This is a genomic window from Methylobacterium sp. ARG-1 (assembly GCF_001262595.1).
In the GTDB taxonomy this organism is placed as follows: Bacteria; Pseudomonadota; Alphaproteobacteria; order Rhizobiales; family Beijerinckiaceae; genus Methylobacterium; species Methylobacterium brachiatum.
In genome coordinates this window covers 22,542-38,672 of record NZ_LHCD01000046.1, presented here as the reverse complement: position 1 = coordinate 38,672, position 16,131 = coordinate 22,542, and the positions used below count along the sequence as shown (strand labels likewise).

Below are 16,131 nucleotides of genomic sequence, written 5' to 3'. Positions count from 1 at the left end.
GCCCTCGTCCATCCGGAACGCTCCCGGCCCGGAGGCCGGGAGCGTCCTGGGTCTTAGTACGAGCCGAACTTGTAGTTCAGGCCGGCGCGGACCACGGCGAACTCGTCGTCGCGGCGGCCGACGTTGCTGTAGGCGACCGGGAAGTTGTTGGCGGCGTTGACCACCAGGGCGCCCTGGTTGCGGGTGCCGCGCTCCAGGTTGACGTACAGGCCTTCGACCTTGAGCGTCACGGCCGACGAGCGGAAGAAGTTCAGGAACGAGTCGGTGGGGAGCGCGTACTCGATGCCGCCGCCGACGGCGTAGCCCGTGCGGAAGCTGTCGTTGCCGGCGTAGCCGCCGAACGAACGGTCAGCGCTGCCCGAGCCGTAGGCGAAGCCGCCGGTGCCGTACACGAGGGTGCGGTCGAAGGCGTAGCCGAGGCGGCCGCGCACGGTGCCGAAGTAGTCGAGGCTCGACAGGCCGCGCGGGTCGGTGACGTAGTAGCCTGGGGCGACGGCGCCGCTCACGAAGGCGTTGTTCCGGCCGCGGCCGAAGTCGAGGTACTGGGCGTCGGCCTCGATGCCGACGACCACGCCCGAGCCCGGGGTGAACTGGACGTTGTAGCCGACCTGGGCGCCGCCGGAGAAGCCGTCCTGGCTGCGGTTGCTGAAGGTGGCGGTGGTGCCGGGGGCGGCGTAGGGGAAGGGCACGCCGAAGGTGGAGTTGTTCGAGCGGCTGCTGGCGTCGAAGGCGTAGCCGGCGTTGATACCGAAATAGGCGCCGGTCCAGGTGAACACCGGGACGGGGGTGAAGACGGGCGGCGGGGCGGCGCGGCGCGGCAGGTCGGCGGCCGAGGCGGCGCCGGTCAGGGCGGTGAAGGCGGCCAGGGAGACGAGAAGCTTGGTCATGTTGGGCGGTCCAGGGTTTCTATCTGTCGGTAAGCCTACCGGCACGTGGACCAAATAGCTGTAGTTTTACGGACACACCCAGCGATAACGGCGCAGGCGAGATAGTAAACCATTTATGAAGCCGCGATGAACTGCGAAATACATTGCGCTGTACTGGACCCTGCATCACGACCTGGGACAAACCTGGCATCCGACTGTTGGCGCTGCCACCGGACCGACGATCGGCAGACTGTCCGAAGGTGATGCGGGCGGATGCCGCTCCGCCGGAAAGCTCGGGGGCGACCCATCCCGAGGCCCCCGCGCGCGTGTCGCCGGGACTGCTTCCTGCCGCGCTGGGATAGCGGGCGCCGGACCGGGCGGAGCCGCGCTCCGGCGCCCATGCCCGCGCGGGTTGCCCGCACCTGTGACACTGATGCCGGGACACGGGATGAGAAACGGCCGGTTTCTTCTATTCGACAATCGGAGACCGATCCCCATGCCTAGACTCATCTTGATGGCCGCCACGGCCGCACTCCTCGCGACTCCGGCCCTGGCCCAAACCATCCAGACACCCCCGAATACGGCGGGCCATGCCTCGCCCGGAACGCCGGGCGTCGTCACCCGTCAGCCGGGATCCACCGGCGCCGAAGACGCGGCAACCATCTCGCCGACCGGCCGCCCCCAGGACGGCGCCGCCCCCGACTCGGCGGCAGGGGGGAATGCCGGGCAGCCCTCCCGCACCGGCTCGACCGGCAGCGGCGGCAGCAGTGCCGGGAACGGTGGCGGGGGCTGAGCGCATCCGCATCGGGCGCGGCCCTGGTGCCCGCCTGATACGACGCACCCGGTCGTCCGCGCGTCTTTCTGCCAAGGATGGCGCTGGGTGGCCGCGGCCGCCTCCAGAGGTGGAAGCCGGATCGGCACGGACGACAGAACAAGTCCGTGCGAGCGCGGTTGAGCATAGGCCAAACCAACATACTGGAGGACGCTCACATGCGACGGCTCAATCTGATGTGCGGGGCTGCAGCCCTGTCAGCCCTCACCGTCTTCCCGGCCGTTGCGTTCGCGCAGGAAGGCGGCCCGTGTTCGGACGACATCGCCAAGCTGCGGCGGGACATGGACAAGCAGGTCGGAATGGGGGCGCCCACTTCCGAGCCGGATTACGGCCAGCGCAAGGGGCCTGAGAACGCGTCGGGCCAGCAAACGGCGGGCACGACCGGCGGTACCGCGAAACCGGTGGGCACGCCGGATACGGATCGGGCGCAGCAGGGCGGCGCCTCGCGCGAGAGCGGCGGCACGCCCGGGACGGTCGGCGGCGTATCGGGCCCTGTCGGCGCCGCGACCGGCAGCGGACAAGCGGACGGTATCGCCAGCGGCCGGGTCGCGACCTCACCGGACGATGTCCGCCGGCAATCGGAGAACCGTCCGACCACCGCGGCCGCCGCAGCGAAGGGTGGGGATCCCAAGGCCTCGCCGGGTTTGGCATCGGAGGACAAGGTTTCCCAGTCCAAGACAGCCCTGCAGCGGGCCGTCGATCTGAACGCCAAGGGGGACCAGAGCTGCCGTGACGCGGTCAAGGAAGCGCGCAATCTCCTCCCGCAACAGGGGCAGTGAGACCCAGCTCCGCGCGCATCGCAGGCGCGTTCGCTTCGATCGGCCCATGGCATGATCGGACCTGCTGACGGTGCAAGCCGTCAGCGTGGCCCCGCCCTCGCGTTCCTCCAAGAGGTTCGGGTGGGGCCACGTCCCGGATCGATCGGATCGCTGGCGTGCCGACGCCGCCCTCGAGCCATTCCGTTGGGATCGAGCGTCGCGGTCGCCGGAGCCACGATCGGTGGATATTCCCGGCGATCAGTATTCGTCCGCGTTCACGCCGCCCCGAACACAGCATTGCCCGAATCGCAGTCCCAAGAGGGACCGGGAGGGGCGCCGGCGGCATGCCCGATCGCGGGCAGCCCGGCGCGCGGCCCGTCGGCTGCAGACCCGGATCGAAACAGGGGCGCTGGGGACGCTGTTCATCGGGTCGGGCTGGGGGATCGTGGTCATCCCCGTCGCACTCGGCACCGCCGTCGCGGTCGGAGCCTTGGGCGGCCTCGCATTGCGCGCCTTCGGCCATCCCGAACTCACCGTCCTCACCGTCAGCCTCGGGCTGTTCGCGGCCGCGGCCGCCACCTGGATGGTCGGCCGACGCCTGAACAATGCGCCGCCGCGCGCACGCATCGACCCGGCCACGAACGCGCGCGTCCTGCTCCGTCGCCGCCACACGCTGTTCCGGGTGCCGGCGCAGGACTGGTCCGTGCCGGTCGCCCTCGCCGCCCTCGTCCCGCTGCTGGCCCTCCGCACGCTCTGAGCGCGCCAGCCCCCACCAGCCCGACCGACCGTTCCAGGAGATGAGGATGCCGAGCGTCAGATCTGCGGTGAGGCCGCCCCGGGGTCGCCTCACCGCAGCGTGTCTCGCCGCCGTGCTGGCGACGCCGGCCGCGGCCGTGACGCCGCTCACGCCGGTCGGCGTAGAGAGCTGCGACGCCTTCCTCGACGCCTACGCGCAATGCGCGGCGAGCCTCGGCGTGCCGGAGGTCGCCCGTCCCGGCATCCGCCAAGGCATCAACACGATGCGTGAGAGCTTCCGGGACTCGGTGGCCCGCAACCCGGCAGCACGGCCGACCGTCGCCTATCAATGCGCCCAGGCCCACGAGGCCGTGCGCAAGAGCCTGGTCGACGCCTTCAAGTGCGATTTCCCCGCTTTGCCCGCGGCCTCGCAGGCGCTCCTGCAAGCGCCGCCCTCCGAGGCGGCCGCGCAGGCCCCTGCCCGGGCCGCGCCGCCGCCGCAGAGTCCCGAAGCGCAGGCGGTCGCGAAGGTGAACGCCTATACGGAGGCGCAGAACCATCTGGTGCGCTCCCACCCCCTGGAGCGCCAGCTCGCCGAATACCGGCGCGACAACGAGCGCGTGCTCAAGCGCGGCACCAAACTGGGCGCCAACGCCTGGTACCATTTCGGCATCGTCGATTTCGACGGGGTGATCGATGAGCTGGAGAAGGCCGTCGCCCTGCCGGGAAGCGTCCCCGAGGTCGATCCCCAGGCGGCTCGGCTGCTGGCGGCGCTGCGCGACGTCAACCCGATCCTCAAGGCCCTGACCCGCTACCAGACGACCCGGGAATTCAAGGAGGACGGATACACGTTCGCCCGCGAGCAGCACCCGATCCTCGTGCCCAAGGTCGAGGCCGCCGCCAAGGCGATGGATGCCTACGGCACCGCCCTGTTCGCGCGCGAGCTTGCCCGCGACGAGCGGCGGATGACCGCCCTACCCGAGGATGCCCCTGCCCGCCGGCTCCTCGCGACCAGCCTCGCCCTGCGGCGGGCGGTGCAGCGTTTCGAGGCGCTGGGCCCGAAGGCCGACGTGGCGCCGTTCCTGGGGGCTTTGGGCGAGGTCTCGACCGCCAACCGGCAGCTTGGGACGAGTCTCGACGGCATGAGCCCGAAACCGAGCGCGTCGTGCACGGGCTACGCCGACACCGTGGCCAGCGTGATCGGCCACGGCCGGGATGTGGCCCGGGACATCCGGGCCAAAGGCGACCCAAGCCAGCCGGCACACCTGTTCAACGACACCTACAACCGCTCGGTGCGGGATCTCGAATCCTGCCAGCGGTCCGAGCCCCGCGTCCGTCCCGGCTGAGGGCCCTTCGTCGCGAACAGAAGCGCGGCTGCGTGTCTCCCGGGCCGTTGATTTCCGAATCTCGATTCTACGGCTCTGTCATGCAGAGCAGTTCCGGTGCGTAGGCCGTCCTGAACCCGGCCTGCGCGTAGAGCGCCTCGATACCGCCCCCGGCCGGGCATTGCAGGAAAGCCCAGCGCGCCCCGCGCGCCTGCGCCTCGCGCAGGGCGGCGGCCGTCACGGCGCTGCCCAGGCCACGGCGCTGCCGGTCGGCCCGGGTGCTGACGTTGTACAGCCCCGCCAGGCCGCCGCGTAGGTAGAGGCTCGCGCAGGCCGCCGGACCGCTTGTGTCGTGTAGGACGAGGTGGACCGGCATCAGCCCAGGCCGGGCCCGCGCCGCCCGCAGGGACGGCAGATAGAACCGGCGCAGATGCGCCTTCACAGCCGCGTCGTCCGACAGATGGGCGAAGACCTGCTCGAAATCCGGCGATGGTGCGGGCGCGGCAAGGACCTGGACGACCCGGTCCGAGGAGGGCTGCGAGTGGGTTAGCTGCGCCACCATCCAACTCGCCGGATAGGCGGCGGCCGGCTCGAACAACGTCCGCAGAGTTGCCGCCTCGACCGCGTCCCGGGCGAGAAAGGCGGGCGCCCTGGCGCGGCCGAGCGCCGCCGCTCCGGCCCAGATGAACTGGTCGGGCCGTCGGACCCCGTAGGCGAAGTTCAGGGTCGGGTCCGGGATCGCGCGGGACCAGGCATAAGCGGCCCCGCCCGGACCGTGCTCGACGCCGTCGATCAGGGATCCGGTGAGCGCGGCCAGATGCCCGTCCCGCAGCTCCTCGAAGGTGGGCACGGCCATGCTCAGGCCGCACTCCAGGCTGGGCGCGGCGCCGTCAGCGCGGCGATCCGGGCATGGAGGTGCGGCGACAGCACGATGTCGAGATGGTCGGTCTCCGGCACGACCTCCACGGACAGGAGCCGGGTCGTGAGCGGCTGCCAGTCGATCACCGTCAGGCCGCGAGCGCGGGATTCCGCCGCGACGAAGCTGCGGATTGGCACCGAGCCGGGGACGAGACGCAGCGCCCGGAACTGGATCGCGTGATCGACCAGCGTCCACAGGATGCGCTCCCGGCTGCCGACCTCCGGACCGTCGGTAGGCAGGGGTTGCGGCTCGGCAGCCAGAAAGCGCAGGAACTGCACCACCGTTTCCGGGTCCATCCGAGCGCGCAGGCTGTCCCAATGGGCGCGCATCGGTGAGCGCTCCAGCCAGGCGGCCACCATCGCCTCGTGCGCCTGCCGCTCCTCGGCCGCGATCCGACGGCCGGCGCCGCGGGCGAAATTCGGCTCCAGCCCGCAGGCATCGAGCATGCCGACAAAGTCCAGGGGGAAGCCCGGCCCGAGCCGCCGGGCAGTCTCATAGGCGAGAACCCCGCCCCAGGACCAGCCCAGGAATGCGCAGCCGCCCGCCCGTCCGCGCATCAGGGCGCGTACCCGCTCAGCATAAGCAGCGGCGAGCACGGCGACCTCCGGCAGCGGGCGCACGGTCTCAACCAGGGAGGCGCAGAGGAAGCCGTGCGCCTCCTGATCGGGGCCGAGATGGGCGATCAGCGGCTCGTATTCCCGGGTGCTGACCAAGAGGCCCGGGAACAGCACCAGGAGCGGCCGCTCGGACCCACCGCCACCGGCCGAGAGCCGGACCGTCGGCACCAGGCCCTCGTCGGCCGCCTCCGCGTCGCCGTCGATCCGCGCGGCCAGGTCCGCGATGGTGGGATCGCGCAGGAGATCTGCGACCCTGATCCCGCCCCGGGGGGCGATGAGGCGCAGGCGCGCCACTAGCCGCAGGGCCGACAGGGAGTCGCCCCCGAGCTCGAAGAAGCGCCGATCCGCGACCCGGACCGGGAAGCCCAGCACTTCGGACCAGATCGCGGCGACCCGCCGCTCCGTTGCGCTGCCGGGCGGGCGTCCGCGCCGGTCGTCGGCGGCCGGGTCCGGCAGGGCGTTGCGGTCGAGCTTGCCGTTGGCATTCACCGGCAGCCCGTCGAGCAGCGTCAGGCTCGCTGGGACCATCGGCTCCGGCAGCCGGCGGGCGAGGGCGGCGCGCAGGCGCCCGGCCTCCGGACGACGGTCCCTCGCCGGAACGACGTAGCCCGCGAGATAGGCGCCCGCCGGGCCCTCTCGGCGCAGGACCACGGCGTCGGCCACCTCGGGCAGCGCCCGCAGGGCGGCCTCGACCTCGCCGATCTCGACCCGGTGGCCGCGGATCTTGACTTGGTCGTCCGCCCGCCCTGCGAAGGCGAGGCTGCCGTCGGACCGCCGCCGGACCCGGTCGCCGGTGCGGTACATCCGGCCGCCCCGCGGGGCGAACGGGTCGGGCAGGAAGCGCTCGGCCGTTAGGGCGGGCCGGCGCCAGTAGCCCCGGGCGAGGCCGCCGCCGATATAGAGTTCGCCGATCTCGCCCGCCGCCACCGGTTCCAGATCGGGTCCCAGCACGTAGACCGTTCGCGAGCCGACCGGGCCGCCGATCGGCGCGTAGGGTTCCACGAAGGTCGCTCCCGGCGGCACCTTCCAGATCAGCGGCGAGATCACGCATTCGGTTGGCCCGTAGCCATTGATCAGCAGCCGCGGCTTCAGGATGCGGCCGAGCCGCGCGAAGGTCTCGCGGGCCATCGCCTCGCCGCCGAAGGAATAGACCTGCAGCTCGGGCGCCTCGCCCAGGCGCTCGGCCCAGTCGGCGAGCTGGCCGATATAGCTCGTCGGGAAGCCCGCATGCGTGACCCGGTGGCGGCGGATCTGCACCAGGGTCTCGGCGGCGGTCCACAGCTCCGGGCCGCGCAGCACGATGCAGCCGCCCGCGATCAGCGGGGTCATCCAGCGCTCATGCGCACCGTCGAACGCGAAGGACAGGAAGTGCAGCTCGCGGGACTGCGCGTCCATCTCGTAGGCCTCTGCAGTGGTGCGGCAATGCATGGCCAGCGGCCCGTGCTCGACCACCACGCCCTTCGGCCGGCCGGTCGAGCCCGAGGTGTAGATCAGGTAAGCCGGATCGCCTGGCTCCGGCATCGGGGGCGCGGTCGCGCCTCGCGCTGCCTCGGCCAGGGCGGCGGGATCGAGCCGCGCGATTCCCGAAGGCAGATCGAGCCGGGCGGCGATCTCCGGCATGGTGATGCACTGCGTGATACCGGCATCCTCCAGCATCATGTGGATGCGGGCGGCGGGGTATTCGGGATCAAGCGGCAGGAAGGCGGCGCCGGCGCGGAGGATCCCGAGCAGCACGATGATGATTTCCGGAGAGCGCTCGAGAGCCACCGCCACGCGCTGCCCCCGGCCGATCCCGCCCGCGGAGAGCCCGGCCGCGATAGCGGCGGCACGGGCGTCGAGGTCGCCCCGGGTGAGCGTCTCCCCGCCGAACAGCACGGCCGGCCTGTCGGGGGCCTCCGCGGCGAGGCGGGCGAGGCGGGCGGGAACGCTCTCGCGATCCGCGTCGGGCGTGGGCGACGATACCGGGTCGGGTGCGTTGGCCGGATCCTCGAGCCAACTCCGCGCCGCCTCGATCCCGCAAGGGCCATGCACCTGGTTCCAGCCCGCGGGGAGCGCACGTCCGGCCGGCCAGAAGGCCGCATGCCCGGCCGCGTCGAATGCCACCACGACCGCGTCCTGGGTCCAATCCGCGCTCGACTCCCGGGTCATATCCTGACCGTCCTGCTTGTCCATCCGCTCACTCCGGCGCCCCTTGGGCCTCGACACATCTGACGGTTGACCCGTCCCGCGGTTCACGCCGGGGCACCCGCGCGGACTCAAAAAAAGTCTGAACCGCGACCGGGACCAACCGTCAGGGAGGTGCCGACGACACGCGGAGGGCGGATGAGCGATCGTGTGAGGGATAAGGCGGGAGCGGTGCGGCTCAGCCTGGACGGGAGCGTGCAGGCGCCGGTGATCCGGGTCACGGCTGCGGCCCGCCTGGAGGCCACCGTGGAGGCGATCCTGGCCCAGGCCGAGGTGCTAACAGCCGAGAACACGCAGGTCCTGCGCATCGGCGTCGAGGCCGACCCCGCCGTTGCCGAAGGGCTTCTTGCCCTCGGGGCCGCCCGGCGCATCGGCGCTGCAATCGAGATCCTGCCCGGGCTGCTCTGGCAATGCGCCACCCGTTGGCTGCCCGATCCCCGGTCGCCGTTTCCCGAGCTGTTCACGGTCACGGACGGGCGCCGCCATCCGCTGCGGCCTGGGACGCCGGCCGGAACGGTCTATGCCCGGACGATCCCGTGGCTCGGCCGCCGCCTGAGCTTCCGCACGATGACGGAGCCGGGAGATCTCGCACTGTTCTCGGCCTGGATGAACGATCCCCGGGTCGCCGAGGTCTGGCAGGAGCGCGGCACGCTGGCGGAGCACCAGGCCTATATCGCGCGGCTTCAGGCTGATCCGGCAAGCCTGCCGCTGTTCGGCTGCTTCGACGGCGCGCCATTCGGCTATTTCGAATTGTACTGGGCCCGCGAGAGCCGCCTCGGCCCCCTCTACGAAGCCGGCCCCTACGATCGCGGCTGGCACGTCGCGATCGGCGATGCCGCGATCCGCGGGCGCCCGTACCTCTCGGCCTGGCTGCCCTCGCTGATGCACTACCTGTTCCTCGACGAGCCGCGCACGCAGCGCATCGTCGGCGAGCCTCGGGCCGATCACGCCCAACAGATCCGCAACCTGCACGGCTCGGGATTCGCCACGATCGCCACCATCGACTTCCCGCACAAGCGCGCCGCCCTGGTCAGCCTGTCGCGCGAGCACTTCGTCCGGGACCGGCTCTGGGTGCCCGGCGCCGCTTCCGCCGATGCGGCGCCGCGCCCTCCAGCGGTGCCGGCCACCTGATCGCCCTCCCCCGACCTGACGAGAGACGCGCGCGATGACGGATCACCCCGCAACCGACGACATCATCGGCATCGGCTTCGGCCCGGCCAACCTGTCCCTGGCCATCGCCCTCCGGGACGCGATGGTCGGCAGCCCGCTGCGCCCGAGCGTCCGCTTCCTCGAGCGGCAGGAACGCTTTGGCTGGCACCGGGCCATGATGCTGCCTGGCGCCGACATGCAGATCAGCTTCGTCAAGGACCTCGTGTCCCTACGCGACCCAACGAGCCCGTTCAGCTTCATCAACTACCTGCACGTGAAGGGGCGGCTGAACACCTTCCTCAACCTCAAAACGTTCAACCCATCGCGGGTCGAGTACAACGACTACCTCGCCTGGGCGGCTGAGCACTTCGCCGATGTGGTCGCGTATGGCGAGACGGTGGACGCCGTCCGGCCGGAGACCCGGGAGGGGCGGCTCGCCGCCTTCGTGGTCGAGGGCTGGGACCGGGCGGGCGGGCGCCGCCTGCGCCGCTGCCGCCATCTGGTCGTGGCGGCGGGCGGCGACCCGGCGATCCCACCGCCGTTCTCGGCGCTGGTCAACGACAAGCGGCTGATCCATTCGTCCTGGTATCTTCCGGGAATCGCGGGCGCCCTCGGGCAGCCGCAGCTCGAAGGTCCCCAGCCCCGTATCCTGGTGGTGGGCGGCGGCCAAAGCGCCGTGGAGATCGCAACCGACCTGGGCGAGCGCTATCCCCGGGCGCTGATCGACCTCGCCATCCGCGGCCCCGCCTTGAAGCCGGCCGACGACAGCCCGTTCGTCAACGAGATTTTCGATCCGGCCGCGGTCGACCGCATCCACGACGCCCCGGCGCCGGTGCGGGCGGAGCTGATCGCGGCCCACCGCGCCACCAACTACGCGGTCGTCGACGCGGACCTGATCCAGGCCTTCTACGCTATGCTGTACGAGCAGGAGGTCAGCGGCGTGACCCGCCACCGGCTGCGGCGCAGCACCCGGGTGCTGGCCCTGGAGGCCGGCCCCGAGGGCCTGTCCACGGTGCTGCGCGACGACGTCGCCGGGACCGAGGAGCGCCAGACCTACGCGGTCGTGATCTGTGCGACCGGCTACCAGCGCGCCGCGGTGCCGTCGATCCTCGACCCGCTGCGCCCGTTCCTGGCTGGCGAGATCGTTAACCGGCACTACCGCCTGCCGCTGGATCCCGCCGAGCCGCGGGTGAGCCTGCACCTCCAGGGCTTCAGCGAGCCGACCCACGGGCTGACCGAGACCCTGCTGTCGATCCTGCCGGTACGGGCGGGCGCCATCGCGCAGACGATCCTCGCGGAAGAGCGCGCCGCCCGGGCGACGATCCGGACCGCCGCGGCCCAGCCGTGAAGCGTATGCGGGCGCGACCCTGCGGCGGACCGGTGGATCTCGACGGCGACCGGGTTGTTGCCCTGGTTCTGCGCCTGTCGGGGCCGGCGATCCTCGGCATTTCGGCCCATGCGCTCCAGATGCTGGTCAACGCCTGGTTCGTGGCCGATCTCGGCGCGGCGGCAATCGCCACCATCGCCATCGCGTATCCGGTGACGCTCCTAGTGGCCGCGCTAGGGTACGGGGCCGGCATCGCGGCGGCTTCACAAGTCGCCCGGGCCCTCGGCGCCGGCGACCGCGATCGGGCCGACGAGGCCGCATCTCTGGGCTTCTGGCTTTGCCTGCCGGCGGGCGGGGCCGTCACGGCCGCGATCCTCGCCGACACGCCGGCCTGGCTCGGGTTCCTCGGTGCGGATGCCCCTCTGGCCGCGGCGGCAACCCCGTACACGGTGCTGGCGACCATCGGCACTGCACTGATGCTGGTGATGATCGTCGGTGGCTTCGTGGTCCGCGCCCAGGGGCATGCCCGCCTCAGCGGCGCGATCATGATCGGCAGCTTCGGCCTCAACATCCTGCTGGACTGGATCCTGATCCGGCTCTGCGGCCTCGGCACCGCGGGCGCCGGCTGGGCGGCGATCGGCGCGCAGGCCGCCGGGGCCGCCGCCTACGGCTTGCACTTCGTCCGGGCCCGGGGGCCGGACCGGATCCGGTTCCGCAGGCCCGGCGGCGGGCGGATCCGGCCCGGTCTGCTGCCCGAGGCTCTGCGGCTCGCAGTGCCGGCCACTGGCTCCAGCCTGCTTGCGGCCTTCGCGATGGCGCTGTTCGTCGAGGCGGCGGCCCCCTACGGCGACGCGGCGGTGGCGGCGCAGGGGCTGGCGCTGCGCCTCGTCCTGGTGGCGGCCCTGCCGCTCCTCGGCATGATGGCAGGCGCCCAGACCGTCCTGGGTCATGCCGCCGGCGCCGGCCGCGACGACCGCCTGGACCAGACCTTCCGTTTCGTGACCGCCGCCTCCCTGGCCTACGGGGTGGTGGTGGGCGGGTTGATGTTCACCCTCGCCGAGCCCCTGACCGCCCTGTTCGCGCAGGATGCTGAGACGGCCCGGGAAGGCGCGCGCGCCACGGCCGCCTTCGCGGTGGCGTTCGCCCCGGTGGGACTACAGCTCACCGCCGCGACTCTGTTCCAGGCGATCGGCGCCCCGCGCCGGGCCGCCGCAGTTTCGCTGGCGGCGCAGGGGCTGGCGCTGATCCCGCCGCTTCTGATCCTGCCGCGGCTGTTCGGGTATGACGGCGTGCTGGCGAGCCGGATCGCGGCCGAGTTCTTCGCCGACGGTCTCGGCCTCGCGCTGATGCTGGCGTGGCTGTCCGGTGCGGGCACTCGCAGGGCAGGCGGCGCAGCGCCGGTCGAGGGCGGCGAGGCAATGGAGATGCCCCCGGCGCACGAGGCTGCACACCAGCGCGCGTGAGACGCCCATCCGCGCCGCAATCACGTTCTGCGGCACGCCGTCGAGCCGATGCAGGCGGAACGCCGTGCCGACCGGTTCCGGCAACTGCGCAATCGCCGTGCTGACCCGCTCGAGGGCCTGACGCGAAGCGGTGGCCACCTCTGGGGTTCCGGTCGCCGGATCCGGAGGATCCAGGGCTTCGTCGAGACGGGCGAAGAGCCGCCGTTCGAGGTTGCGCCGCCGCGCTTGATCGATGGCGAGGTTGCGGACCATGCGCCCGACATAGGCCGCCGACCGGACTTCGTCCGAAGGCGGCGTGGCGGCGAGGCGCAGCATTACGTCCTGCACCACGTCTTCCGCCTGTTCGCGGCAAGCGAGAATGCGATTGGCGATCGAGACATAGGCCGCGCGATACCGCTCGGATGCCGCCATAGTCCCGGACGCTTTCCCCGATGCCGGGTCGGTTCGGCGGGGCGAGAACGCCGCCCTCTCTGGGTGCTCGTGTCGGTTCAATGACGCCGCACTCATGCTGCTCCGGAAGCAACAGCATACACGCAATCGCGACAATGGAAATAATCATTCAATATATTGTAATGATTTTAATTCGAAACACGGGTCGGTGATCAAGATGATTGCCATATCGTTCCGGCATAGACTAGGCCCGGACCCGGTCGGCACACTGAAACCATACACATTAATGGTCATAGCTCAGGCCGCATATCCAGACTTTCGGAGGACGCTCAGCTTCTATGCAGTCCTGTCCTCGGTCAGACCCGCTCCCGTCCACGGTCGTGCCACCGCGCGGCTCGGCGCCGGCATGATTGCCATGCCCGTCTCATCACGGATGGCTCGATGACGGGCCAAACGGCGGGACAGGCCAGGACGCCCACGCTTGAAACGTGTTCGCCAGGTAGCGCCAGCCCCATTTCCAGGGTCCGCCGCGCGTCTCGGGCGATCGATCTGAATGACGCCAAAGCAGACAAGACTGGGCGGCCTGCCTGCCCAGACAGCAACGCGACCAAAGCCACGGATACGCGGGGCAACGCGACATAGAGCTGGTCGGTTGTCGTGACGGGGCGTGCAAGGCGCGGCTGAAGAGTTGGGCCAGCCCGCGCCGATCGCCTAGCTTCATAGCTGAGGCGACCGGCCCGAGGTCGAGCGCGCCGCCGCGGAGCAGGTCAGCCGCCGCCGATACCGGTGGTCACCTTGCCGGTCCCCTTGCAGTCCGGGCAGGAGACGGTGTCGACCTTGCCGGTCCCGCTGCACGCGCGACACAGGTTCTCACCCGTTCCGGGCGCGCCCGGGGGCGCCTCGTCGCCGGGTTTCGCGGCGTCTGACGTGCTCATGACGTGTCTCCTCCCTGTATCGAGAGGAAACCGGAGGGCGTCGCACACCGTTCCCGCCTCTCGGCGAACACCAGGCGCTCAGATCACGGGAGGCGAAGGCGCCGTCCCACCCGAACGCGAGGCGGGGATCTGCCGGACTCAACAGGCGCCCGCCGACCGGACTGCCCGGCGCGAAACGATGCCACCGCGTTGCGTTGCCTGGCGACCCCGGTTGGGCTCGAACCAACGACCTGCCGCTTAGAAGGCGGCTGCTCTATCCAGCTGAGCTACGGAGTCTCGGGTGCCAGCGCCCTCAAAAGCCATGGGCTTGCCCGAGGGTCAAGCGTCTGGCCCCTCGGGGCCGGGTTCGTCGCCGCCGGCACCGACCGTGCCCGGGCGGGGTTGCGGCGTGGGAGGGATCCGGACAGGTCAGGGCGCGGTTCATGCCGGGGCGCCGCGCGCCCGAACAGGAGTCCGAGGTTGGCAGGCCCAAATCCCTCCCTATCGCCCCCCGGGCGCGCCCCGCGCCGCCCGGCCGCCGGCCGGGGCAGCCTCGGCCGGCCCGGGGCGGATCTGCGGCGCCTGCCGACGGGCCTGGACCTGCGCAATATCCGGCTGGTCGAGGGCGTGCGCGCTGCCTTCGCGTTCGGCGTCGTCATCCTGATCAACATCTGGGTGCAGTGGCCGCCGCTGCTCACCATGGCGCTGGCCGCCAACCTCGCCTGCTTCTGCGACACTGGCGGGCCGATGCGGGTGCGCCTGCGGGTGCTGACCGCGTTCTCCCTGCTCGGCGGCCTGCTCTGGGCGGGGGTCGGCCTGCTGCAGCCCCTGGGGCTTCCGGTCGTGGTGCCGGTCGCCTGCGCGCTGATCTTTGCCTGCTCGTATGCCCGGGTCTGGAGCGTGCAGGCGCAAGCGGCCGGGAACGTGCTGGTGGTCGTGCTGTGCATCGCCCTCGACCGGCCGCTCACCCTGGAGCAGGCCGGGATCGTGGCGCTGATGTTCGCGGCGGGCGGGCTCTGGGCGACGCTGCTCGCCCTGGTGATCTGGCGCCTGCACCCGTACCGGCCGGCGCATCGGGCGGTGGCCGAGGTCTGGCACGGCCTGGCGCGGCTCTGCGGCGATCTCGAGCGGCTCGTCGCCCTGGGCGAGCCCGATGCGGCCGCGTTCGACGGGCATGCGCGGGGCCACCGGCGAGGCGTGCGCACCAGCATCGAGACCGCCCGGACCATGATCCTCGACCTTGCCCGCTCGCGCGAGCGGGTCTCCGAGCGCACCGCCCAGGCTTTGCTGCGCCTGGAGAGCGCCGAGCAGATCTTCTCCGCGCTGATCGCGGTGGCGGAGCTGATCGAGAGCCGGCCCGCGCCGAGCCGGCGGGCCCTCACCAAGACGTTCCTGCGGCGGCTGCGCCCGCTGCTCGTCACCATCGCGCGGGCGATCCGCGACGATGCCAGCCTCGATCTCGGCCGGCTCGAACACTCCATCGCCCGGGCCGCGGAGGGCCTGGGGGAGGACGCCACCTTGGCGCGGCTGGCGGAGCGGATCGTCGGACGGGTGCGGATCGGCGCCAAGCTCTCGACGCCCGAGGGCTACCGGCCGGGCGGCACCCTCACGGACGGGCGCAGCCTCGACCGTTGGACCCGCTATGTCGAGCCGCTGGCGCAGAACTTCACCCTGGCCTCGCCGAATCTCCGGCACGCCCTGCGGGCCACTGCGGTCTCGGCGCCGGCGCTCGCCGCCACGCTGACCTATGCCGGCGCGTTCACCCACTGGCTGGTGATGACCGTGGTGCTGACCATGCAGCCGTTCTACGCTGCGACCTGGCAGCGGGCGCTGGAGCGGATCGGCGGCACGGTGCTGGGCGGCCTCGCGGGGGCGGTGCTGGCCTATTACGCCACGACCCCGCTGGTGGAGGCGGGGCTGATCCTCGTGCTCAGCGTGGTCGGCTTCGCGGCGCGCCAGATTTCCTACGGCTTCTTCGTCACCTGCCTGACCCCACTGGTGGTGCTGCTGGTCGAGCTGCTGGAGCCCGGCCACAGCTCCTGGGAGATCGTCGGCATGCGCGCCGGCTTCACGGTGCTGGGCGGCCTGATCGCGGTGGCGAGCTGCCTGGTGCTGTGGCCGATCTGGGAGCCGGACCAGGTCCGGCAGGAATTGCGGCGGGCGCTCAAGGCCCATGCCGACTTCGCCGAGGCGGTGCTGCGCGCCGCCCCCGGGGAAGCACGCGAAGCCGCGATCTCGGTCCGCGCCCGGGCGGCCGGCCTCGCCCTCAACGATCTGGAGGCCGCTCTGTCGCGCGCCCTGCAGCAGCCCCGGGCGGGCGGCCACCCGGAGGTGGAAGCCGCCATGGTGGCGGACGCGACCCTGCGCCGGATCAGCGCCCGGCTCACGGTGCTGCGTCACGCTCCCGAGGCGGCCGCCCCGGAGGCGGAGGCCTGGCGGAGCTGGATCGCCGCCACCCTGGCCGCGCTCGGGCAAGACCGGCCGCTCCCCGAGCGGCCCGATCTCGACCGGGGCCAGTCCCTGGCCCGTCTGGTGAGCCAGGTCGACCTGCTGACCGGGACGCTGCGCCCGGGCGAGCTGCGCGCGATCGACGTCGCCGGATCGGAGGGCGAGACCGCCGCGCGCGACGGTCGGGCCGTTCCGGCGACCTGA

At 71.8% G+C, this 16,131-nt stretch carries 12 protein-coding genes, 1 tRNA gene and 1 pseudogene; 8 read left to right on the top strand and 6 right to left on the bottom strand.

Going from position 1 to position 16,131, the window contains the following annotated elements:
* Positions 1-53: 53 nt before the first annotated feature.
* On the bottom strand, positions 54-887 hold the full coding sequence (locus tag AKJ13_RS27490) for a porin family protein (protein WP_050736177.1): 834 nt from the start codon (positions 885-887) through the stop codon (positions 54-56).
* A 475-nt stretch (positions 888-1,362) separates the two neighbouring features.
* Here AKJ13_RS27490 and AKJ13_RS27485 point away from each other — a divergent pair, with 475 nt between their 5' ends.
* From AKJ13_RS27485 to AKJ13_RS27470, 4 genes are all read left to right on the top strand, one after another.
* Positions 1,363-1,659 carry a hypothetical protein gene (locus AKJ13_RS27485; protein WP_050736176.1) on the top strand — a complete coding sequence of 99 codons (297 nt, stop codon included), beginning with the start codon at positions 1,363-1,365 and terminating at the stop codon, positions 1,657-1,659.
* A 197-nt stretch (positions 1,660-1,856) separates the two neighbouring features.
* Complete coding sequence (locus AKJ13_RS27480) at positions 1,857-2,477, top strand: hypothetical protein (protein WP_050736175.1); 621 nt, start codon at positions 1,857-1,859, stop codon at positions 2,475-2,477.
* A 424-nt stretch (positions 2,478-2,901) separates the two neighbouring features.
* A complete protein-coding gene (locus AKJ13_RS27475) occupies positions 2,902-3,213 on the top strand; it encodes a hypothetical protein (protein WP_244471762.1) in 312 nt (103 codons plus the stop codon).
* A 46-nt stretch (positions 3,214-3,259) separates the two neighbouring features.
* The gene (locus AKJ13_RS27470) at positions 3,260-4,537 is read left to right on the top strand and encodes a DUF3829 domain-containing protein (RefSeq protein ID WP_050736174.1); all 1,278 of its coding nucleotides are present in this window, start codon (positions 3,260-3,262) and stop codon (positions 4,535-4,537) included.
* Between the two features lie 67 nt (positions 4,538-4,604).
* Here the strand turns inward: AKJ13_RS27470 and AKJ13_RS27465 are convergent, their stop codons facing one another.
* Both AKJ13_RS27465 and AKJ13_RS27460 read right to left on the bottom strand, forming a co-directional pair.
* Positions 4,605-5,372 (bottom strand): GNAT family N-acetyltransferase, encoded by a 768-nt coding sequence (locus AKJ13_RS27465; protein ID WP_050736173.1) that lies wholly within the window; start codon positions 5,370-5,372, stop codon positions 4,605-4,607.
* Positions 5,373-5,374: 2 nt separating this feature from the next.
* Positions 5,375-8,224 (bottom strand): amino acid adenylation domain-containing protein, encoded by a 2,850-nt coding sequence (locus tag AKJ13_RS27460; protein ID WP_050736172.1) that lies wholly within the window; start codon positions 8,222-8,224, stop codon positions 5,375-5,377.
* A 150-nt stretch (positions 8,225-8,374) separates the two neighbouring features.
* Here AKJ13_RS27460 and AKJ13_RS27455 point away from each other — a divergent pair, with 150 nt between their 5' ends.
* Genes AKJ13_RS27455 through AKJ13_RS32935 form a run of 3 tightly spaced genes read left to right on the top strand, consistent with a single transcriptional unit; the run spans position 8,375 to position 12,175 of the window.
* Positions 8,375-9,367, top strand: coding sequence for a GNAT family N-acetyltransferase (locus tag AKJ13_RS27455; protein ID WP_050736171.1), 993 nt, complete (start codon positions 8,375-8,377; stop codon positions 9,365-9,367).
* A gap of 34 nt (positions 9,368-9,401) precedes the next feature.
* Entirely contained in the window at positions 9,402-10,733 is a 1,332-nt protein-coding gene (locus AKJ13_RS27450; protein WP_050736170.1) for a lysine N(6)-hydroxylase/L-ornithine N(5)-oxygenase family protein, read from the top strand.
* A gap of 5 nt (positions 10,734-10,738) precedes the next feature.
* On the top strand, positions 10,739-12,175 hold the full coding sequence (locus AKJ13_RS32935; RefSeq protein ID WP_082317168.1) for an MATE family efflux transporter: 1,437 nt from the start codon (positions 10,739-10,741) through the stop codon (positions 12,173-12,175).
* Between the two features lie 21 nt (positions 12,176-12,196).
* On the opposite strand, the pseudogene AKJ13_RS32930 reads toward AKJ13_RS32935, so the two are convergent.
* The 3 genes and pseudogenes from AKJ13_RS32930 to AKJ13_RS27440 form a co-directional block, all read right to left on the bottom strand.
* Positions 12,197-12,586, bottom strand: a pseudogene (locus tag AKJ13_RS32930) (sigma-70 family RNA polymerase sigma factor); the annotation flags it as partial.
* A gap of 746 nt (positions 12,587-13,332) precedes the next feature.
* Positions 13,333-13,500: a hypothetical protein gene (locus tag AKJ13_RS32385; RefSeq protein ID WP_007559184.1), complete on the bottom strand. Its 168-nt coding sequence runs from the start codon at positions 13,498-13,500 to the stop codon at positions 13,333-13,335.
* Positions 13,501-13,699: 199 nt separating this feature from the next.
* Positions 13,700-13,776: transfer RNA gene (locus AKJ13_RS27440), tRNA-Arg, on the bottom strand.
* Positions 13,777-13,959: 183 nt separating this feature from the next.
* Here AKJ13_RS27440 and AKJ13_RS27435 point away from each other — a divergent pair.
* Complete coding sequence (locus tag AKJ13_RS27435) at positions 13,960-16,131, top strand: FUSC family protein (protein ID WP_050736169.1); 2,172 nt, start codon at positions 13,960-13,962, stop codon at positions 16,129-16,131.